Source organism: Streptococcus atopicus (assembly GCF_049166725.1).
In the GTDB taxonomy this organism is placed as follows: domain Bacteria; phylum Bacillota; class Bacilli; order Lactobacillales; family Streptococcaceae; genus Streptococcus; species Streptococcus hominis.
The window spans coordinates 74,166-96,357 of record NZ_JBMHFC010000008.1; the positions used below are offsets into that span (position 1 = coordinate 74,166).

Below are 22,192 nucleotides of genomic sequence, written 5' to 3' on the forward strand. Positions count from 1 at the left end.
TATTAGACCATTCAAATTACTTTAAATTTGACACTTACTATATTTTGGCAACTTTTCAAAACATTTACAAGTATATAGCATATTTTTTCAATTCTTTACTTCTTTTATTTCATGAAAGCTGTGAATACAATAAATTGAAATACCGAAACGAGCTAGTTAATTTACAAAACATAAAAAAGGCGGAAAAACCGCCTTCTGTTAAAATTATTTTTCAGTAAGTGCTGCAAGCCCTGGCAACTCTTTACCTTCGAGAAGCTCCATACTTGCGCCTCCGCCTGTAGAAATCCATGAAAACTTGTCTGCACGGCCAAGGTTAATAGCTGCTGCTGCTGAGTCACCACCACCGATGATAGATTTCACGCCTGGTTGTTTCACGATAGCATCCATAACGCCGATTGTACCAGCTTGGAAGTCAGGATTTTCAAAGACACCCATTGGACCATTCCAAACAACTGTTTTCGCACCAGTCAATTCTTGGTCAAATTTAGCGATTGATTTAGGACCGATATCAAGTCCAAGGAAACCAGGGTCTACTGCTTCACCTTCAGTATCTTTTACTTCAGTGTAGTCCGCAAAAGCATTGGCTTCTTTCGAGTCAACTGGCAAAATCAATTTACCGTTTGCTTTTTCAAGCAGAGCTTTCGCAACCTCCAACTTATCTTCTTCTACAAGTGAGTTACCGATTTCGATACCTTGTGCTTTGTAGAAAGTATAAGTCATACCACCACCGATAAGGACTTTATCAGCTTTTTCAAGAAGATTTTCGATAACACCAATCTTGTCTGATACTTTAGAACCACCTAGGATTGCTACGAATGGACGAACTGGATTTTCAACAGCTTCTTTGATATAAGCAATTTCGTTTTCAAGAAGGAAACCTGCAACTGCTTTGTCCACATTAGCAGAAATACCAACATTTGAAGCGTGAGCACGGTGAGCTGTACCAAATGCATCATTTACAAAGATACCGTCTCCAAGGCTTGCCCAATATTTACCAAGTTCTGGATCGTTTTTAGATTCTTTCTTGCCGTCAACATCTTCAAAACGAGTGTTTTCAACAAGAAGAACTTCACCGTCTTTAAGGGCATTAATCGCTGCTTCAAGCTCTGCTCCACGAGTTACTCCTGGAAGGAAAGCAACATCTTGACCTAATTTTTTAGCTAAATCAGCCGCAACTGGTGCAAGAGATTTTCCTTCTTTATCAGCTTCTTCTTTCACACGTCCAAGGTGAGAAAAAAGAATAGCACGTCCACCATGTTCAAGGATATACTTGATTGTTGGAAGAGCAGCTGAGATACGGTTGTCATTTGTGATAGCTCCGTCTTTAAGCGGCACATTGAAATCAACGCGAACAAGGACTTTTTTGCCTTTCAATTCAACGTCTTTAACAGTAAGTTTTGCCATGTTACAAAAACTCCTTTTTCTATTTTATACGAAACTATTATATCATATTTTCTAAAAGTTTTCTTGATATAAGGAAAGTTTTCACAAAATAATTTTGAACATGAAAAGAGCCGAGAAGGCTCGACTCTTTATTATTCTACTGGAGTGGTTTCTTCCACAGGTTCTGTTACAGTTGTATCTTCGATAATTTCGACTTCATTGACAGCTTGTGGTTCAAGGTTACGGTAACGAGCCATACCTGTACCAGCTGGGATGATTTTACCAATGATAACATTTTCTTTGAGACCAAGCAAGTGGTCTTTCTTACCACGGATAGCCGCATCTGTGAGGACACGAGTGGTTTCTTGGAAGGAAGCCGCTGACAAGAAACTATTTGTTTCAAGAGATGCTTTAGTAATTCCCATGAGGACTGGGCGAGCAGTCGCAGGAACTCCTCCAGAGATAACCACATCGCGGTTAGCATCGGTAAAGTCTGTGATATCCATGAGTGTACCCATAAGAAGGTCGGTATCTCCTGGATCCATAACACGCACTTTGCGAATCATCTGGCGAACCATTACCTCGATGTGCTTGTCACCGATTTCTACCCCTTGGCTGCGGTAAACTTTTTGTACTTCAGCAAGCAAGTAAGTTTCAACAGACAAGACATCACGAACAGCCAGCAAGTGCTTAGGCTGGATAGAACCTTCTGTCAGAGCAGCGCCACGAGAGATTTTATCCCCTACTACTACTTTCATACGAGCTGTAAATGGTACTACATATTCCCCTTCACCAGTTGCCCCTTTAACAAAGACTTTCTTAGTCCGAGTAGAAGCGTCTTCTTCAATCGCGGTCACTTCACCTTTGACTTCAGTAATAACTGCTTCCCCTTTCGGATTGCGGGCTTCAAAGATTTCTTGGACACGAGGAAGACCTTGTGTGATATCGGTATTAGACGCAACACCACCCGTGTGGAAAGTACGCATTGTAAGCTGTGTACCAGGTTCACCGATAGATTGGGCGGCAATCGTTCCGACTGCTTCACCGACTTCAACCGCATCGCCCGTTGCCAAGTTGATACCGTAACAACGACGGCAAACCCCATGACGTGTATTACATGTAAAGACAGAGCGAATAGTGACTTCTTCGACACCAGCGCTAACAATCTCATGCGCCATATCTTCTGTAATCAATACATCTGGACCAACGATGATTTCGCCTGTTTCAGGATGTTTAACCGATTTCTTCGTATAACGACCAATCAAGCGTTCTTCTAATGGCTCAATCATTTCTTTACCATCAGTAATTGAGCGGATAACAAGACCACGATCGGTTCCACAGTCGTCTTCACGGATAATCACATCTTGCGCCACATCAACCAAACGGCGAGTCAGATAACCTGAGTCAGCTGTTTTAAGGGCTGTATCAGTCATCCCTTTACGAGCACCGTGAGTAGAGAAGAACATTTCCAAAACAGACAAACCTTCACGGAAGTTAGATAGAATAGGCAATTCCATGATGCGGCCATTAGGAGCAGCCATCAAGCCACGCATACCAGCAAGTTGTGAGAAGTTAGAAATGTTACCACGGGCTCCAGAATCCATCATCATAACGATTGGATTCTTAGGATCTTGGTTGGCAACCAAACGTTTTTCCAATTTTTCACGAGCTGCACGCCATTCAGCAGTAACTGCATTGTAGCGTTCATCGTCTGTAATCATACCACGACGGAATTGTTTGGTGATTTGTTCTACACGTTTGTGGGACTCTTCGATAATTTCTGCCTTATCTTCAACGACCGGAATATCAGCAATCCCTACTGTCAAGCCTGCTAACGTTGAATGATGATAGCCGAGATCTTTCAGACGGTCAAGGAAAGCAGATGTTTCAGTTGTACGGAAACGTTTGAAGATTTCAGCAATGATATTCCCAAGATTTTTCTTCTTGAATGGTACATTTAATTCTAGCTTACTGATAGCTTCTTTGACATCTTGACCAGGTTCTAAGAAATACTTAGCTGGCACACCTTCTGCCATGTTTGAAGCATTTGGTTCTTGCAAATATGGCAACTCATCTGGCATGATATCATTGAAAAGAATCTTACCCACTGTTGTCAAGAGAATCTTGTGTTTTTGGTCTTCTGTCCATGGTTTGTTTAAACTATCCGTCGCAATCCCAACACGCGTATGTAAGTGAACATAGCCATTACGGAGAGCCATTACAGCTTCATCACGGTCTTTAAAGACCATTCCTTCTCCTTCACGACCAGCTTCTTCCATAGTCAGATAGTAGTTCCCCAAGACCATATCCTGTGAAGGGGTTACTACTGGCTTCCCGTCTTTTGGATTGAGGATGTGCTCAGCTGCCAGCATGAGAATCCGTGCTTCTGCTTGAGCCTCTTCTGACAAGGGCACGTGGATCGCCATTTGGTCTCCATCAAAGTCGGCATTATAAGCTTCACACACAAGTGGGTGCAAACGAAGAGCTTTTCCGTCAATCAAAACTGGCTCAAACGCTTGAATTCCTAATCTGTGAAGCGTCGGTGCGCGGTTAAGGAGCACTGGGTGTTCTTTAATCACATCTTCTAAAATATCCCAGATGCGTTCATCATTCCGTTCTACCAAGCGCTTAGCAGCTTTGACATTTTGCACAATATCACGCGCGACAATTTCACGCATGACAAATGGCTTGAAAAGCTCAATAGCCATTTCACGTGGCACACCACATTGGTACATCTTGAGTGTCGGACCAACTGCAATAACCGAACGTCCTGAGAAATCAACCCGTTTACCCAGCAAGTTTTGACGGAAACGACCTTGTTTCCCTTTGAGCATGTGACTCAATGATTTGAGCGGGCGGCTACCTGGTCCAGTAATAGGACGACCACGACGACCATTGTCAATCAAAGCATCAACCGCTTCTTGCAACATCCGCTTTTCATTTTGCACGATGATTCCAGGAGCATTTAGTTCCAAAAGACGTGCCAAACGATTATTCCGATTGATAACACGACGGTAAAGGTCATTCAGGTCAGAAGAGGCAAAGCGTCCACCATCCAACTGAAGCATTGGACGTAAGTCTGGCGGAATAACTGGCAAGATGTTTAAGACCATCCATTCTGGCTTGTTACCAGATTTTTGGAACGCATCTAAAACATCCAAACGACGAATAGCCTTGACACGTTTTTGTCCAGTTGCCGTTTTTAATTCATCTTTGAGCTCTGCAATTTCTTTTTCCAAATCTACTTGTTTCAAGAGATCTTGAATTGCTTCAGCACCCATTTTTGCAACAAAGGAACCTTGACCATATTCACGTAAGCGTTCACGATATTCCCGCTCCGTCATAATGGATTTGTGCTCAAGTGGTGTATCTTTAGGATCAATCACCACATAAGCTGCAAAATAGATGACTTCTTCAAGAGCACGAGGGCTCATGTCCAAGGTCAAGCCCATTCGGCTTGGGATTCCTTTAAAATACCAAATATGAGAGACAGGTGCTTTCAACTCAATATGTCCCATACGTTCACGACGAACTTTAGTACGAGTTACTTCAACACCACAACGGTCACAAATGATTCCTTTATAACGAATCCGTTTATATTTTCCACACGCACATTCCCAGTCTTTCGTAGGACCAAAGATGACTTCATCAAAAAGCCCTTCGCGTTCTGGTTTTAGTGTGCGGTAGTTAATTGTTTCAGGTTTCTTCACTTCCCCATAAGACCAAGAGCGGACTTTACTAGGAGAAGCTAGGGTGATTTGCATACTTTGAAAACGATTTACATCAACCACTATTTCTTACCTTTCTTTATTATCTATTGAATCAGTTCTTATTCTTTCCCTTCAGCATCAAAAGCGGCTTTTGCTTCTTGCGCTGCTTTTTCACGTGCTTTTTCAAGATCGTCTACATGAATCACATCATCATCCATACCTTCATCCAAGTCACGAAGTTCGACTTCATTGTCGTCTTCATCAAGGACACGCATGTCAAGACCAAGTGATTGCAATTCTTTCACAAGGACACGGAAGGATTCTGGAACACCTGGTTTTGGAATTGGCTTACCTTTGGTAATGGCTTCATAAGCTCTCAAACGACCATTGATATCATCTGACTTGTAAGTCAAGATTTCTTGAAGGACGTTAGAAGCACCGTAGGCTTCAAGAGCCCAAACTTCCATTTCTCCAAAACGTTGTCCACCGAACTGCGCTTTACCACCAAGAGGTTGTTGCGTAACGGTTGAATAAGGACCAACTGAACGGGCATGGAGCTTGTCATCGACCATGTGGTGAAGTTTGATCATGTACATGACACCAACGGACACACGATTATCAAATGGCTCACCAGTACGTCCATCATAAAGAATCGTCTTGGCGTCACTATCCATGCCAGCTTCACGAACGGTTTCCCAAAGATCATCTGAGCTAGCCCCGTCAAATACTGGTGTTGCAATGTGAATGCCAAGGTTGCGAGCAGCCATACCGAGGTGAAGCTCCATAACCTGTCCGATATTCATACGTGATGGCACCCCAAGTGGGTTCAACATGATGTCTACTGGTGTTCCGTCTGGAAGATACGGCATATCCTCAACTGGAACGATACGGGAAACAACCCCTTTATTTCCGTGGCGTCCGGCCATCTTATCCCCAACGCGGATCTTTCGTTTTTGAGCAATGTAAACACGCACCAACATGTTGACACCAGATTGCAATTCATCACCGTTCGCACGAGTAAAGATTTTCACATCACGGACAACCCCTGCACCACCATGTGGTACACGAAGAGATGTGTCACGTACTTCACGAGATTTATCACCGAAAATTGCATGAAGCAGGCGTTCTTCAGCAGATAAGTCTTTTTCACCTTTCGGCGTTACTTTACCGACAAGAATGTCGCCTTCTTTTACCTCAGCACCAATGCGGATAATTCCCATTTCGTCAAGGTCTCTCAAAGCATCTTCACCGACGTTTGGAATTTCGCGCGTAATTTCTTCAGGTCCAAGCTTTGTATCACGTGTTTCTGATTCAAATTCCTCCAAGTGAACAGATGTGTAAACATCGTCTTTCACTAAACGCTCACTCATGATAACGGCATCTTCAAAGTTGTAACCTTCCCATGTCATATAAGCAACGATTGGATTTTGTCCAAGTGCCATTTCACCTTTTTCCATAGAAGGTCCGTCTGCGATAAAGTCACCTTTTTCAACTGTATCGCCAACTTTTACCAGCGTACGTTGGTTGTAAGAAGTACCAGAGTTTGAACGGCGGAATTTCGTAATATGATAGACATCAAGTGAGCCATCTTCACGACGAACTTCAACTTTGGCTGCATCAGAATATACAACTTTACCGTCGTGTTGGGCAATAATCGCCGCACCAGAGTCGTGAGCTGCTTGGTATTCCATACCAGTACCAACATATGGTGCATGCGGATCAATCAACGGTACTGCTTGACGTTGCATGTTGGCACCCATGAGAGCACGGTTTGAGTCGTCATTTTCAAGGAAAGGAATACAAGCCGTCGCAACCGCAACTACCTGCTTAGGCGATACATCCATGAAGTCTACTTGATCTGAAGGAAATTCTTGGTTGTTCCCTTGGTGACGTCCCATGACAATCGCTTCTGCAAAACGACCATCTTCTGTTAATTTAGAATTTGCTTGCGCTACGATAAATTCATCTTCTTCATCCGCTGTCAACCAAACGATTTCATTAGTGACCAGACCTGTTTCACGATTCACTTTACGGTAAGGCGTTTGGATAAAACCATATTTATTCAAATGACCATAAGAAGACAAGTTATTGATCAAACCAATGTTTGGTCCTTCAGGTGTTTCAATCGGACACATACGTCCATAGTGGGTGTAGTGCACGTCACGCACTTCATATCCAGCACGGTCACGAGTCAAACCACCAGGTCCCAAGGCTGACAAACGACGTTTGTGAGACAATTCAGACAGTGGGTTATGTTGATCCATAAATTGAGACAATTGAGAGGAACCAAAGAATTCTTTAATCGCCGCTGTGACTGGGCGGATGTTAATGATTTGTTGCGGTGTCAACACTTCATTATCTTGCACACTCATGCGCTCGCGAACATTACGCTCCATACGAGACAATCCAAGACGTACTTGGTTAGCAAGCAATTCACCAACGGCACGAATCCGACGATTTCCCAAGTGGTCAATATCATCCACACGACCCAGCCCTTCAGCGAGGTTCAAGAAGTAATTCATCTCAGCCAAAATATCTGCTGGCGTAATCGTATGAACTCGATCACCTGGGTTAGCATTACCAATAATAGTCACCACGCGATCTGGATCAGTTGGCGCCACCACTTTGAATTTTTGAAGAACGACTGGATCCGTCAATACAGCTGCATCATTTGGAATATAAGTAATTTTATTCAAATCACCGTCCAAGTATTCTGCAATGCTATCAATGACACTACGTGTCATAACAGTTCCAGCTTCAACCAAGATTTCACCTGTTTCTGGATCTACCAAAGGTTCTGCAATCGTTTGATTTAACAAACGTGTTTTAATGTTTAATTTTTTATTGATTTTATAACGACCAACTGCCGCCAAGTCGTAACGATGTGGATCAAAGAAACGAGCGACCAATAAACTACGTGAGCTATCAGCTGTTTTAGGCTCACCTGGACGAAGACGTTCATAGATTTCTTTAAGCGCTTCATCCGTACGTGAATCCATTGGATTTTTATGAATATCCTTTTCAATCGTGTTGCGAACGAGATCGCTGTCGCCGAAAATGTCAAAGATTTCATCATCGCCAGAAAAACCAAGCGCACGAACAAGTGTCGTAAACGGAATCTTACGAGTACGGTCAATCCGAGTATAAGCAATATCTTTTGAGTCTGTTTCCAGCTCTAACCAAGCTCCACGGTTAGGAATGACAGTTGAACCATAACCAACTTTACCATTTTTGTCTACTTTATCGTTGAAGTAAACACCCGGAGAACGAACGAGCTGTGATACGATAATCCGCTCACCACCATTGATAATAAAGGTCCCCATTTCGGTCATGATTGGGAAATCGCCAAAGAACACTTCTTGGGTCTTGATTTCACCAGTTTCTTTGTTAATCAAACGGAAAGTCACAAAAATAGGTGCTGAATAGCTGGCATCATGGATACGTGCTTCCTCTAAGGTATATTTGGATTCTTTGATTTCATAACCAACAAACTCTAGCTCCATTGTATCTGTAAAGTTTGAGATAGGAAGTACATCTTCAAATACTTCTTTCAAACCATGGTCAAGAAAATCTTTGAACGAATCCGTTTGGATTTCAATCAAATTTGGTAAATCAAGAACTTCCTTGATTCTTGAAAAACTACGACGAGTACGGTGTTTCCCGTATTGAACTTCATGTCCTGCCAAGTTTTTTACTCCTTCTTCTTTCTACATTCTCTATTACATGATAGAGTAGCAACTTCATTTGTCCTTTTTGAGTAATTTTCAGAATCTTTAAGTTTTGATGACAAACGACAAAAATCCCCAAAACAGACACAAAAAGAGCAGCTAAATCTGACTTTAAAAGTATGATTTAACTGCTGTAAGCTTTATATGGACAATATTTCAAATAAAGCAGACGACAAATTATTAGTAATATTATACCTTATTTAACTCTGCTTTTCAAGTTTTTTACTTATGAAAGTGTTTTTATTTAGCGTCCACCTAAAAGTGCTGCCCAAGCTTTTTGATAATCACTATCTGTACCACCGATTCCAAATTTATAGGTGGTCATCGGAGCACCGTTTTTCGCCCAATAGCTAGTAACTGTCTGTCCGGCCAGGTTCATACTGCGACCATTGACTGTTACTGTGCCAGCTCGTTCACCTGTTGCTTTAAGAACATTGGACTTAATGACACTAGAATCTAGATTGAACTTGTCACCAACTCCCCAGAGACTTGGGTCGGCTTGATAAATTGCATTTACTAGTTGAGCCATATACTGAGCATTGTTGTTGTAACCCGTCAAAGCTGCCATTGAAGCATTATTGTCATGACCAATCCAGCCACCCAACGTTAATTTAGGAGTGGATACCATGAGCCACATGTCACCATTGCTGTTAGTCGTACCCGTTTTTCCAATCCAATCAGCACTAGCTAAACCGCTATTGATCTGCGTTAAACGAGATTTGAAGGTCGTCGTAGCACCCGAACTCAATACCCCACGCATAAGACTTTGCATAATCGTCGCCGTTGCCTTAGAGTAAACCTGAACAGGTTTTGCTTTGTGTTCATAGACAACTTTCCCGTTTTTTGTCGTAATCTTTTCAATCATATAGCGCTCTTGGTATGCCCCATTATTGGCTAAAGTTTGGAAACCATTGGTGTGTTGGGCGACAGATACTTCAATACCTCCTCCCATTGGCAGACTTTCAATATCATAATTTTCAATTTGATAGCCCATTTTCTCCATGTACCCTTGGACATTAACTCCTTTGTCACGAAGCAATTTATAAGTCCAATAAGCTGGAATGTTCCAAGAAGTATTCAAAGCTTCCTGCAAATCCATCATGGCTGTACCACGGCTATCTACGTGCATAATTGGCTCACCGCTAGAGAAATTTGCAGGGTAGTTAGACAGCATGCTGGCACTTCCCATAAGCCCTTGGTCTATAGCAATACCATAGGCTAAAATCGGCTTAATGGTTGAGCCTGGTGAGCGCTCTGTATCAAATGCATGGTTGTTCTGGTTAGAAGCATAATCACGTCCTCCCACAAACCCCAAAATAGCTCCTGTACGATTATCCATGAGGACATTTCCAGCTTCGACTGCACCTGTTCCATCATCTAAGACACTACCAAAATTAGCTACTGCATTTTGCATTGCATTATGCACATTCTTATTAATAGTTGTGGTGACAGTGTAGCCGCCTTCACTCAACTCTTTCGCAGCTAGTTCTCTGTAAGCTTTCACTGTTGCATCATTTTTCAACTCTTGCTGTGAAACATTGTCACGTTTGATTAAGTAATCATACATTGCTTTTTGAGCTTCTTTCATAGCAACGTAATATAGATAGTCATGTGTTCTTGCCGAAGTCGTATCTCTTGGTAAAAAGTCTCGTTTTAAATCATAATCTTTATACAATTGGTACTCGTCTTTACTAATCGCACCTGTCCGATACATATTATAAATAACATTTTTCGCACGATTGAGACCAAAAGTCATATCTTTAGCACTTTTCAGGCTACCGTCAGCTGCATAAGGAGAGTAAACAATTGGACTTTGTGGTAAACCAGCAATAAAAGCTGCTTGAGGAATTGTCAATTTGCTGGCAGGAACTCCAAAAATTCCTTGTGCAGCTTCTTCCACACCAGCAATATTTTGCCCTTTGTTATTTCTCCCAAACGGTGCCACATTCAAATAAGTCGTTAAAATATCATCTTTGCTCATGTAGCGTTCTAAAGCCAGCGCATCAATGATTTCTGATGCTTTACGACTAAAGGTTGGAGCATCGCCGACAACTTGTTGCTTGATTAACTGTTGAGTTAAGGTAGAACCTCCACTTGAGGAACCAATCCCTGCAACAGAGCCTAGCATCGCCCGTAAAACAGCTTTTGTGACAACCCCATTGTGCTGCCTAAAATTCTCATCTTCTGTCGCAATGACCGCTTTTTTCACATTGTCAGAAATATCTTTACTCTTAATTGGCACTCGCAATAAATCACTATCAATGGCTGAAATGGAGCTGCCGTCAGCATATTTTAATTCAGAAATAGTTGAAATATCTTGAATTTTTTTAATGAGCTCTTCTTTTTTAGGAGTTTCAACGTTGTTAAAGATTCTAGCACCATAACCTAATGCAATACCTCCACCAAACAAGCAACCTAAAAAAACAAGCACAAAAAAGATATTTGACAATAACTTTAGAGTACGAAGGACAGTCCCACCAATACTCCAAATTGTCCAGCTTTCTTTTTCATTTTTGCTAGGACGATTCGTTTGAAAAAGTTTTTCAAACAATCGTTTGATCTTTTCAAAAACTTGTTTACTCATTCTTTCTCCTTGAACTTTCTCTGCCTATTATAGCAAATTTATGAAACTTCTGACAACAGGAAAGGCAATCCTTGGCTGGAATCATTGTTTTTTTAAATTATTTTTGCAATTTCACTACATTCTAATGGCTGTTTGTGATACAATGTTACAATAACTAGAAATTTTATAAAGGAGAGACAGATATGCACATTTTTGATGAGCTAAAAGAACGTGGTTTAGTTTTTCAGACAACTGACGAAGACGCGTTGCGCAAAGCCTTAGCGGAAGGAAATGTTAGTTTTTATTCTGGCTACGATCCAACAGCTGACAGCCTGCACCTCGGTCATCTTGTACCAATCCTTGTCATGAAACATTTACAGTTGGCAGGTCACAAACCCTACGCTCTCGTCGGCGGTGCAACTGGCTTAATTGGCGACCCATCATTTAAAGATACAGAGCGGAGTTTACAAACAAAAGACACCGTTGAGGGCTGGGTACGAAGCATTCAAGCGCAAGTATCTCGTTTTCTTGATTTTGAAAATGGCGACAACAAGGCTGAAATGGTCAACAACTACGACTGGTTCTCCGATATTAGCTTTATTGATTTTCTACGCGATGTTGGAAAATATTTCACCGTCAACTACATGATGAGTAAAGAGTCCGTAAAAAAACGAATTGAAACAGGGATTTCTTATACTGAGTTCGCTTACCAAATCATGCAAGGCTATGACTTTTTTGAGCTAAATCGGCAATACGGTGTCACTTTGCAAATCGGCGGTTCTGACCAATGGGGCAATATGACTGCTGGTACTGAATTGCTTCGTCGGAAGGCAGACAAAACAGCTCACGTTATTACAGTGCCCCTTATCACAGACGCAACCGGTAAGAAATTTGGTAAGTCAGAAGGCAACGCTGTATGGCTCAATGCTGATAAGACCAGTCCTTACGAAATGTACCAATTCTGGATGAATGTCATGGACGCTGATGCCGTTCGTTTCCTCAAAATTTTCACCCTTCTTCCGCTTGATGAAATCGAAGAAATTGGGAAACAATTTGAAGCAGCTCCACATGAACGTTTGGCGCAAAAAATCTTAGCGCGAGAAGTCGTTACATTTGTGCATGGCGAAAAAGCCTACAAAGAAGCACTCAATATTACCGAGCAGCTTTTTGCTGGAAACATTAAAAATCTTTCTGTCAAAGAATTGAAACAAGGACTTCGAGGCGTGCCAAATTATCAAGTGAAAGCAGATGACAATCTCAACATCGTAGAACTTTTGGTAACGGCTGGCATTGTTAATTCTAAACGCCAAGCGCGTGAAGATGTCCAAAACGGTGCTATTTATGTCAATGGCGAGCGTATTCAAGACCTTGACTACAGATTAACGGACGCTGACAAATTGGAAAACGAACTCACCGTTATCCGTCGTGGTAAGAAAAAATATTTTGTTTTGACTTACTAAATAGGAAAGAGAGCAATCAACTACTACATCGTTGGTTTATTACGCTATATACTTTGAAGTTGGAGACTTTTCGCTCCAGCTTCTTTTCATTCTCACTTAGCAAAAAGCATATTGCCATAGTGCTTGCTTTAGCTCCAACCGCTTTAAAAGTGTGGTTCATTTTAAATGTCCCTTTCTTTATCTGCTTGCCAAAGCATTTCTCACATGTTACACTAGACACAGAAATTGATGAAAGAGAAAACGCATGAATCCCAAACTTAAACGCTTTGAAACAGCTACTTTCTTTGCTTGCCCTTTTTGCCAGCAAGCCTTGTTTTTATCAGAAAATAGCCTCAAATGCAAAAATAAGCATTCCTTTGATCTGGCAAAACTCGGCTATGTCAACTTGGCTCCACAGGTAAAGCAATCAAAAGCCTACGATAAATCCAACTTTCAAAATCGACAATTGATTCTCGAAGCAGGATTTTACCAACCAATTTTGAAGAAATTACTAGAAATTTTATCATCTTTGCCACAACACGACAATCTGCTGGACATTGGCTGCGGAGAGGGTTATTATGCTCGAAATTTGCAAGCACAATTGCCAGCTAAACATATCTATGCATTCGATTTGTCAAAAGAGTCTATTCAACTAGCAGCCAAAAGTGACCACAGCCTGACGGTAAGTTGGTTTGTTGGAGATCTGGCACACATCCCTATTCAAGATGCTAGCATGGATGTGATTTTAGACATTTTCTCTCCCGCCAATTACCAAGAATTTCAGCGCGTCTTGCAGAAAAACGGCTTGCTCATTAAGGTTATTCCTAGCAGCCAACATTTGCAAGAAATTCGTGGTATCGTTGCCGAGCAATTAACAAACACAAATTATTCCAATCACAAAATCATTGAGCATTTTGAAGAAGCCTTTACCATTACGAATTCTTATGACGTTGCAGCCACTTTCAGCTTGAGAGAAAACGAGAAAGCGGCACTTCTTCACATGACACCGCTTCTTTTTAATATTGACATTGATAAAATAGATTGGTCACCATTAACTGACATCACGATTGCTGCAAAGATTTTAGTTGGTCAACAAATATAAAGCAAAAAGAGGTGAAAACAGATTGCTGCGAGATACAGCAGTCTATTCAACCTCTTTTTATACGCCTCGATTAAAAGCTAACCAAATCATTCCCAAAGCTAAAACAATATAAGCAATCAACGCCAATAACCGTTGCCCCACTTGATAAGCTCTTCTTTCCCCACGGACTGGAAAAATAACCGCACACAAAGCGCCTCCGACTGCACCACCTAAGTGTCCTGCCAGACTAATTCCCGGTGTCAAACTCAACACTAAGTTCATAACTAGAAGAACTAAGTACGATTGACCGAGTTGCTGAATGTAAGGATTTCGCACCGCATAGCGCAAAGTAATAATAGCACCAAAAATCCCAAACAAAGATGTAGAGGCACCTGCAGCCACAGCACTTGAAGTGAAAAAGAAGACAAAGACATTTCCTAAAATACCAGACATCAGATAAAGAAACAGAAAATTCCACGAGCCAAAAATATCCTCAGCTTGTCGTCCGATAAAATACAGCGTAATCATATTCATCACAAAATGCTCCAAGCCGATATGAACAAAAATCGCCGATACCAAGCGCCAAATCTGACTTGGAAAATATTGAATCGTTCGACCATTCATTGCCCCAAATTCATAAATCGTTTGGGTACTAGCATAATTAAAGCCGCGCAACAGAAACATTGCTAGGAAAACTCCTGCCGTGATAAACAACAATAAGCTCGTTACTGGATAACGTTTATCATAAATTTTATTCACAAATCAATACCTCCTGAACGGGAATATCACAATCATCTGGTTGAAAATCAACTAACTGGTAAGGATAAATTGTACTGACTGTCATCCCTTTAAAATCAGCCAAATAGCGGTCATAATAGCCACCTCCATAGCCAATACGATAGCCTTTTTTGTTAAAAGCAACACCTGGAACATGAATCAAATCAATATGAGATTTTTCCACCGCTCGTTCACTTCTTGGTTCCCAGATACCAAAAACAGTCAATTCCAAGTCATTTGGATTATAATCTACAAAAGTCATGCGCCCTTGGGGATAAGTCTTAGGGACCAAAACCCGCTTGCCATCTGCTTGAGCCTGCCTGATGAAAAGACCTGTGTCAAACTCGTGTGGCAAAGATAAATAAACCGCAACTGTTCTAGCTTGTTGATAAGTAGAAGATTCCAGCAAGTACTGAGTGAGCAAAGCATCTCTCTGCTGTTTTACTATCAATTCCTGCTCTTTCATTTTTCTGACTATAGTTTTGCGCAAATCTGCCTTCATTTATCTTCTCCTCAATCAGAAACATTATCAACATTCCCAGCCCATCATTCATTAACTTTTGAACTTAAAAACTTCCCAAATTTTTCAATAGCAAAAGGCAAGGCTGCTTCATCTGGCGCCATTTTAGGATGATGAAGTGCATAAGGACTATCAATTCCCAACCAGAACATCACACCCTTGACTTTACTGAGCAGATAACCAAAGTCCTCACCGGTCATTGCGGGTGAAATATCAATCATGTGCACGTCACTCTCTTTTTGGAAAAAGTTCATACATTGAGCAGCTAATTCAGGATGATTTTCCACAGGAAGATAACCACCTTGTTTCAGCTCCAAATCAAGCTCTACACCAAAAGACTGGGCTACTCCTTCAGCGATTTCCCGCAGGCGTTTTTGAGTGAGCAAATTCATCTCCTGCGTCAATGTTCGAATGGTTCCGTGCAGAAAGGCAGTTTCAGCAATCACATTATTCGTTGTTCCAGCATGGAATTCACCAAAGGTAACGACAGCTCCTTCAATCGGATCTACATTGCGACTCACAATGGTCTGAACCTGAGTGATAAAATAGCTAGCTGCTACCAAAGCGTCATTAGCATTATGTGGAAATGCAGCATGACCACCCTTGCCCTTAAAAATTAATTTAACTTCACAAGTCCCTGCAAAAAGTGTACTAGTATTCGTAGCAATATCTCCTACCTTGAGGTCAGGTCGCACATGAAGCCCATAAAATTCATCTGGCAACCAATCGCCAAAGGCTCCATCTTCATACATCAGCATACCCCCAGCTTCATTTTCCTCAGCTGGCTGGAAAAGAAAAAGTAGATTATTCTTAGGCTGCTCAGTAGTTAATTTCTCCAACAAACCCAGAGCGATTGTCATGTGCATATCATGCCCACAGGCATGCATACGTCCCTCATGTTGACTAGCAAAGGCAAACCCTGTCTCCTCAACAATCGGCAAACCGTCAATATCTGTCCGCCAGCCAATCGTCTTAGCAGGTGTACTGCCTTTGACAAAGACCAAAATTCCCGTACGCCAGGTCCGAATCTCAACAAAATCCAAGCCAGCAGTCAACTCATCAATTATTCTCATCAGATAGGCATGAGTCTTATACTCTTCCAGCCCAATTTCCGGAATTTGATGCAAGTCTCGGCGAATTTTTTGATAATCAATCATACATTTCCCTCTTTAAAGTGTCCGAAGAGCGTCTTCCAATGCTGTTTTCTGCTGGGTTTGTTCATCAATTTTCTTAATCACACGCGCTGGCACACCAGCTACAACAACATTTTCTGGCACATCTGTCGTCACAATAGCCCCTGCAGCGACGACAGAACCATTGCCAATCTGCACTCCTTCAATAACGACAGCATTGGCTCCAATCAAAACATTATCTCCCACGCGAACTGGCTCAGCACTGGCTGGCTCAATAACACCGGCAAGAACAGTCCCAGCACCCACATGACTGTTTTTTCCAACAATAGCTCGACCACCTAAAACGGCTCCCATATCAATCATCGTTCCAGCACCAATTTCAGCTCCGATATTGATAACGGCTCCCATCATAATCACAGCATTATCACCGATTTCCACCTGGTCACGGATAATAGCTCCTGGCTCAATCCGAGCATTGACCTCGCGCTTGTCTAACAGCGGCACGGCAGAATTCCGAGCATCCTGCTCCACCACATAGGTTTTATTCTCTTCTAGGTTAACCAAAAGAGGTTTAATTTCTTCCCAGTCACCAAATAGAACATTGCCCAATTTGACAACAGAATCCGGCACTTCGCCCGCTAATTTTCCTTCAAAAGTCACTTTTACATTTGTCTTTTTCTTAGCATCCGCTATAAACTGAATAATTTCCTGTGCGGTCATTTTAGTAGCTGGCATAAGCATTCCTCACTTCGATTTAGTATTAAGAGTTATTATAACATAAAATCAAGCATTTCATCATATAAAGCAAAAACACCACAAGTTTAACACATGTGATGTTTTCGTTAAATTTATTGGATGTTTTTCAACATATTTTCGATGTGCTCAATAGATTTTTCACGTCCAAGCAGGTAAATGGTGTCTGGTAATTCTGGACCGTGCATTTCGCCTGAAACAGCAATACGAATTGGCATAAAGAGATTTTTGCCTTTGATACCCGTTTCTTTTTGCACTGCCTTGATTTGTGGGAAGATATTTTCTGACTTGAAGTCTTCATCACTCATAGCTTCCAATTTTTCTTTGAATGCTTTCAAAACAGTTGGTACTGTTTCGCCTGCCATAAACTCTTTTTCTTCTGCCGTTAGCTCTGGAAATTCTTCAAAGAAAAGGTCTGTGAGCGGTACGATTTCATCTACAGACTTCATTTGTGGCTTGTAAAGTTCAACCAATTTTTCAGCTTTGTTAGTCAAACGACCAGCCGCTTCCAAGTAAGGTTTCGCCATATCAAAAATAGTTTCAAAATCCGCATTTTTAATGTATTCATTACTCATCCAGTCTAATTTCTTTTGGTCAAAAGCTGCTGGTGACTTGCTGAGACGATGTTCATCAAAGAGTTGGATCAATTCTTCGCGAGAGAAGATTTCATTTTCACCGCCAGGATTCCAGCCAAGCAGAGCGATAAAGTTAAAAACAGCTTCAGGCAAGTAGCCTTTCTTACGGTAATCCTCGATAAATTGAAGGGTGTTTGTATCACGTTTGGACAATTTCTTACCCGTTTCAGAGTTGATAATCAAGGTCATGTGACCAAATTGTGGCGCTTCCCAACCAAGTGCTTCATATACCATGAGCTGCTTAGGTGTATTAGCAATGTGGTCATCTCCACGGATAACGTGAGAAATTTTCATCAGGTGGTCATCCACCACAACCGCAAAATTATAAGTTGGATAACCGTCTTTTTTCTGGATAACCCAGTCACCACCGATGTTACCACCTTCAAATTCAATCTCACCTTTGACAAGATCGTTCCACTTGTAAATACCAGATTCATTGACTGCAAGACGGACTGTTGGAACAATGCCTGCTGCTTCACGCTCTGCGATATAAGCCGCTTTTTCATCTTCAGACATTCCCAGATATTCATTGATGTAACGAGGTGTTTCTCCAGCAGCTTCCTGACGTTCACGCTCTGTTGCCAACTCTTCCTCCGTCACGTATGACTTGTAAGCCAAGCCTTTTTCAAGTAACTCATTGATATAACCTTGGTAAATGTCCAAGCGTTCAGATTGGCGATATTTTTCATGCGTTTCTGGACTCTCATCCCAATCAATTCCTAACCAACGCAGATTTTCCAACTGCGAACGCTCCCCGTCTTCCACATGACGTTTACGGTCAGTATCTTCAATCCGAATGATAAAAGTTCCGCCGTAGTGACGAGCGTAAAGATAATTAAAGAGCGCAGTCCGCGCATTCCCGATGTGTAACAGTCCCGTTGGACTTGGTGCATAACGCACACGAATTTGATTCGCCAATTTTATGTCTCCTAATTTTTATCTTATATTTTCAACAGGAAAAACCTGTTTTTATTTCAAACGTTACTATTATACCACATAGTTGTCGAAAAGAAATAACAGAAACGATGAAACTTTATTATTCTTCCAATCATTTACAGAATTTTCTTAGCAATGTAGAGTCCGTTGTCTGGCTCACCTATCAATTCAATGCTCAGTTACACTGACTTACCCAAACACCTTCTTCAATACTTCACCAATCGTTGTTACACCAATAACTTCAATAGTTTCGGGAATGTTCAATCCGTTCAGAGAGTTTTTAGGAGCATAAACTTTGGTGAAGCCCAGCTTAGCAGCTTCATTGATGCGCTGCTCAATGCGATTGACACGGCGGATTTCACCCGTCAGACCGATTTCACCAATAAAACATTCTTGTGGATTCGTTGGCAAATCTTTATAACTCGAAGCAATTGCAACGGCAACAGCTAAGTCAATAGCTGGCTCATCTAATTTGACACCGCCTGCTGACTTGAGGTAGGCATCTTGATTTTGCAATAATAACCCTGCTCGCTTTTCCAAAACAGCCATAATCAGACTGGCGCGATTAAAGTCCAATCCTGTCGTTGTCCGCTTGGCATTGCCAAACATGGTCGGCGTCACCAAAGCCTGCACTTCCGCAAGGATTGGACGCGTCCCCTCCATAGTCACCACGATAGAAGAGCCTGTCGCTCCATCTAAACGCTCCTCTAAGAAAACCTGGCTAGGATTGAGTACTTCAACCAGACCACCTGACTGCATTTCAAAAATACCGATTTCATTCGTAGAGCCGAAGCGGTTTTTAACCGCCCGCAAAATACGAAAAGTATGTTGACGCTCACCCTCAAAATAAAGTACTGTATCCACCATATGTTCCAAAGTTCTAGGTCCAGCCAGAGTGCCCTCTTTCGTCATATGACCGACGATAAAGGTGGCAATATTGTTGGTTTTTGCCAGCTGCATCAGCTCCGCTGTCACTTCTCGCACTTGCGAAACCGACCCTTGCACGCTGGAAATTTCTGGCGATAGAATCGTCTGAATGGAATCTATAATCAAAAAATCTGGTTTGATTTTTTCAATCTCAGCACGAATACTCTGCATATTGGTCTCAGCATAGAGATAAAACTCACTGTCAATATCGCCTAAACGTTCCGCGCGCAGCTTAATCTGCTCGGCAGACTCTTCCCCACTGACATACAAGACCGTTCCTTTGTGAGAGAGTTGGGTCGAAACCTGCAATAAAAGGGTAGATTTCCCAATACCTGGGTCTCCTCCGATTAGAACTAAACTTCCTGGCACCACGCCACCGCCCAAGACGCGGTTAAACTCTTCCATATCTGTCTTGGTACGGTTGACATTGATAGAAGTCACCTCTGCTAACTTCATCGGTCGACTTTTTTCCCCTGTCAGAGAAACACGCGCATTCTTAACCTCCGTAACTTCGACCTCTTCGACAAAGGACGACCAAGCCCCACAGTTAGGACAGCGCCCTAAATACTTGGGGGAATGATATTCACAATTTTGACAAACAAATGTTGCTTTTTTCTTGGCTATGATAGATTCCTCTTTCTTAATGCCCCGTGCTTCCAAAACCACCTGTCCGCACACCATCTGCTTCATCATTATCAGCAAGCAAGAACGGCGCAAAGACAGCTTGAACGATACGATCTTCTTCTTCTAAGACCACTTCTTGATCTGTAATGTTCTGCATTTGCGCAAAAATGTGCCCTTCATTTCCCGGATTACCATAGTAATCCCCGTCGATAACACCCACAGAGTTAATCAAAACCAATCCTTTTTTACGCGGATTAGATGAACGATCATAAAGATAAAGCACCTCACCAGCCTGCATATAGGCCTTGACACCTGTAGGCACCAATTTAATCTCTTTGGGCGCAATGACTGTACGCTCTGCTACCTTCAAATCATAGCCTGCTGCATGAGCCGTCTCACGCTTTGGCAGTAAATTCTCATTTTTAAAGCTTGAAACAAGCTCAAAACCACGAATTCTCATATTTTTCTCTTTTCTACTTTTGCTTCCCCTATTATACTAAATTCGTAAACAACACGCAAAATGCAGGTCATTCTTCAACCTGCACTTTTAAAGTTATTTCAGTTCATTCAAAAATCGAATGACTTGCTCGTTGGCGTCTACTTGAGCTTTCACCCCAAAAGGAACAATTGCTCTTGGGGTAGCATGTCCAACATTTAAATTATACAAAATAGGAATATCCGTATCAATGACATCCAGCAAGATTTGCTTATACTCATCATAGTAAGTTTCATCCATTGGTTTTCCAACAAGCACACCATTTAAAACAGCAAAAATCCCTGTCGCTTTCAAGGCTTCTAGCATTTTTCGATATAAAGTTGGTTCTGGTTTTTCCTCACTGGTTTCTAACAAAAGAATTTTTTCTGCCCACTCTGAAAGACTAGAAAAGAGCTGATAGTGAGCACACAGTTCAATCGTATCCTCATGTCTTGTATTATCAAATATCTGATAAAGCGACTCCAAACAGCCTCCTAAAATTTCCCCTTCAAATGTTGCTTTTCCTTTCAGCAATTCAAATCTCTGATTTTCATGGCGAGTCCGCTTCGTTCCTAAGGCTTTTTCACTAAAATCCATCCTCTCATCATACCAGACATTGCTCGGTCTGATTTCAGAGATAGTCCCTGTTCCAATCAGTTCCTTAAAATATGAAAGCGTATAAGGCAGCATTTCTTCCTCTAACTCACAAACATCAGCAAGAAATGACTGACCATAAAAAGTCTTCACTCCCAACTTATGGAGCATGAGGTGATTCATAGTAGTGTCTGAAAAGCCTAAAAATACTTTCTGATTCACAACCTTTTTTAATTGGTTATCTTCAAACAAATAGGGTAGCAATCGATACGTATCATCTCCACCAATAGCACATAAAATCATATCAATTGAAGGATCTTCAAAAGCTTGAATCAAATCTTGCGCTCTCGATTCAGGATGGTCTTTCAGATAATCCATTCCTCTTTGTGCGTGCTCTAAAAACGTCACTTCAAGTCCCAAGTCTTTCAAGCGCTTCAATCCCAGCTCAACCTCATGTCTAACGAAACTTTCTCCTATAATCCCGCTTGATAGACTAACGATTCCAACCGTCTTTATCATCTAATCTCCTCCCTTACTGATAATTTGAATCATTATATCACAAAATACAATCAACTAAAATGCTAAATGGCCAATATTCACAAAACAAAACATACTAAAATTAGTAGTGGTGAAATCTCCGACGGGAGAGAGTACTCACTGCTTTTTCTTTATGTTAAAGTAGAGGTGTCTTGTTAAGTCGTGGGTGTTTTTGACGCTAGACGTCGTACAAAAAACTAGCAAGACACCTGTTTTAGTGGGAATCTGTTCAAAGTATGTGGGACGTTCAACGTCGAGTATTGAAAATGACATCACTAAAACAAGGTATCATTCAAGACAAAGAGGGAATTATCATGCGGACTGTGTTTGGAATTGATGTGAGCAAGGCAAGTTCAGAGGTGGCTATTTTAGTCAAC

General features: G+C 41.6%; 14 protein-coding genes. 2 read left to right on the top strand and 12 right to left on the bottom strand.

Annotated elements, in window-relative coordinates; translation table 11 throughout:
• Nucleotides 1–204: 204 nt before the first annotated feature.
• The 4 genes from ACOMA9_RS06650 to pbp1b all read right to left on the bottom strand — a co-directional run bounded on the left by ACOMA9_RS06650 (nt 205) and on the right by pbp1b (nt 11,405).
• On the bottom strand, nt 205–1,404 hold the full coding sequence (locus tag ACOMA9_RS06650) for a phosphoglycerate kinase (RefSeq protein WP_049533568.1): 1,200 nt from the start codon (nt 1,402–1,404) through the stop codon (nt 205–207).
• 131 nt (nt 1,405–1,535) lie between these two features.
• Nucleotides 1,536–5,174 (bottom strand): DNA-directed RNA polymerase subunit beta', encoded by a 3,639-nt coding sequence (gene rpoC / locus ACOMA9_RS06655; protein WP_247906653.1) that lies wholly within the window; start codon nt 5,172–5,174, stop codon nt 1,536–1,538.
• A gap of 38 nt (nt 5,175–5,212) precedes the next feature.
• Nucleotides 5,213–8,779, bottom strand: coding sequence for a DNA-directed RNA polymerase subunit beta (gene rpoB, locus ACOMA9_RS06660; protein WP_049533566.1), 3,567 nt, complete (start codon nt 8,777–8,779; stop codon nt 5,213–5,215).
• A 286-nt stretch (nt 8,780–9,065) separates the two neighbouring features.
• Entirely contained in the window at nt 9,066–11,405 is a 2,340-nt protein-coding gene (gene pbp1b, locus ACOMA9_RS06665; RefSeq protein ID WP_421424980.1) for a penicillin-binding protein PBP1B, read from the bottom strand.
• 182 nt (nt 11,406–11,587) lie between these two features.
• On the opposite strand from pbp1b, the gene tyrS reads away from it, so the two are divergent.
• Together tyrS and ACOMA9_RS06675 are read left to right on the top strand one after the other, a co-directional pair.
• Entirely contained in the window at nt 11,588–12,844 is a 1,257-nt protein-coding gene (gene tyrS, locus ACOMA9_RS06670; RefSeq protein ID WP_247906651.1) for a tyrosine--tRNA ligase, read from the top strand.
• 244 nt (nt 12,845–13,088) lie between these two features.
• The gene (locus ACOMA9_RS06675; RefSeq protein ID WP_330945258.1) at nt 13,089–13,925 is read left to right on the top strand and encodes a putative RNA methyltransferase; all 837 of its coding nucleotides are present in this window, start codon (nt 13,089–13,091) and stop codon (nt 13,923–13,925) included.
• Between the two features lie 57 nt (nt 13,926–13,982).
• Here the strand turns inward: ACOMA9_RS06675 and ACOMA9_RS06680 are convergent, their stop codons facing one another.
• The 8 genes from ACOMA9_RS06680 to ACOMA9_RS06715 all read right to left on the bottom strand — a co-directional run bounded on the left by ACOMA9_RS06680 (nt 13,983) and on the right by ACOMA9_RS06715 (nt 21,797).
• Nucleotides 13,983–14,663, bottom strand: a complete 681-nt coding sequence (locus tag ACOMA9_RS06680; RefSeq protein WP_330945259.1) for a rhomboid family intramembrane serine protease — start codon at nt 14,661–14,663, stop codon at nt 13,983–13,985.
• Nucleotides 14,656–15,183: a 5-formyltetrahydrofolate cyclo-ligase gene (locus ACOMA9_RS06685; protein ID WP_174721335.1), complete on the bottom strand. Its 528-nt coding sequence runs from the start codon at nt 15,181–15,183 to the stop codon at nt 14,656–14,658. Before ACOMA9_RS06685 ends, ACOMA9_RS06680 begins: the two co-directional genes overlap by 8 nt.
• A gap of 44 nt (nt 15,184–15,227) precedes the next feature.
• Nucleotides 15,228–16,358 carry an N-acetyldiaminopimelate deacetylase gene (locus ACOMA9_RS06690; RefSeq protein WP_330945260.1) on the bottom strand — a complete coding sequence of 377 codons (1,131 nt, stop codon included), beginning with the start codon at nt 16,356–16,358 and terminating at the stop codon, nt 15,228–15,230.
• A 12-nt stretch (nt 16,359–16,370) separates the two neighbouring features.
• Nucleotides 16,371–17,069 (bottom strand): 2,3,4,5-tetrahydropyridine-2,6-dicarboxylate N-acetyltransferase, encoded by a 699-nt coding sequence (gene dapD / locus ACOMA9_RS06695; protein ID WP_330945261.1) that lies wholly within the window; start codon nt 17,067–17,069, stop codon nt 16,371–16,373.
• 113 nt (nt 17,070–17,182) lie between these two features.
• Nucleotides 17,183–18,640, bottom strand: a complete 1,458-nt coding sequence (gltX, locus tag ACOMA9_RS06700; protein ID WP_204982490.1) for a glutamate--tRNA ligase — start codon at nt 18,638–18,640, stop codon at nt 17,183–17,185.
• Nucleotides 18,641–18,847: 207 nt separating this feature from the next.
• Complete coding sequence (radA, locus tag ACOMA9_RS06705) at nt 18,848–20,266, bottom strand: DNA repair protein RadA (RefSeq protein WP_247905863.1); 1,419 nt, start codon at nt 20,264–20,266, stop codon at nt 18,848–18,850.
• Nucleotides 20,226–20,669 (bottom strand): dUTP diphosphatase, encoded by a 444-nt coding sequence (locus ACOMA9_RS06710; RefSeq protein WP_247905862.1) that lies wholly within the window; start codon nt 20,667–20,669, stop codon nt 20,226–20,228. Before ACOMA9_RS06710 ends, radA begins: the two co-directional genes overlap by 41 nt.
• 93 nt (nt 20,670–20,762) lie before the next feature.
• The gene (locus tag ACOMA9_RS06715) at nt 20,763–21,797 is read right to left on the bottom strand and encodes a S66 family peptidase (RefSeq protein WP_330945264.1); all 1,035 of its coding nucleotides are present in this window, start codon (nt 21,795–21,797) and stop codon (nt 20,763–20,765) included.
• Between the last annotated feature and the right edge of the window lie 395 nt (nt 21,798–22,192).

Coding starts and splice junctions, on each gene's coding strand:
- ACOMA9_RS06650 (WP_049533568.1), bottom strand. CDS start 1,404: ATGGCAAAACTTACTGTTAAAGACGTTGAATTGAAAGGCAAAAAAGTC.
- pbp1b (WP_421424980.1), bottom strand. CDS start 11,405: ATGAGTAAACAAGTTTTTGAAAAGATCAAACGATTGTTTGAAAAACTT.
- tyrS (WP_247906651.1), top strand. CDS start 11,588: ATGCACATTTTTGATGAGCTAAAAGAACGTGGTTTAGTTTTTCAGACA.
- ACOMA9_RS06675 (WP_330945258.1), top strand. CDS start 13,089: ATGAATCCCAAACTTAAACGCTTTGAAACAGCTACTTTCTTTGCTTGC.
- ACOMA9_RS06685 (WP_174721335.1), bottom strand. CDS start 15,183: ATGAAGGCAGATTTGCGCAAAACTATAGTCAGAAAAATGAAAGAGCAG.
- ACOMA9_RS06690 (WP_330945260.1), bottom strand. CDS start 16,358: ATGATTGATTATCAAAAAATTCGCCGAGACTTGCATCAAATTCCGGAA.
- dapD (WP_330945261.1), bottom strand. CDS start 17,069: ATGCCAGCTACTAAAATGACCGCACAGGAAATTATTCAGTTTATAGCG.
- radA (WP_247905863.1), bottom strand. CDS start 20,266: ATGGTGTGCGGACAGGTGGTTTTGGAAGCACGGGGCATTAAGAAAGAG.
- ACOMA9_RS06710 (WP_247905862.1), bottom strand. CDS start 20,669: ATGAGAATTCGTGGTTTTGAGCTTGTTTCAAGCTTTAAAAATGAGAAT.
- ACOMA9_RS06715 (WP_330945264.1), bottom strand. CDS start 21,797: ATGATAAAGACGGTTGGAATCGTTAGTCTATCAAGCGGGATTATAGGA.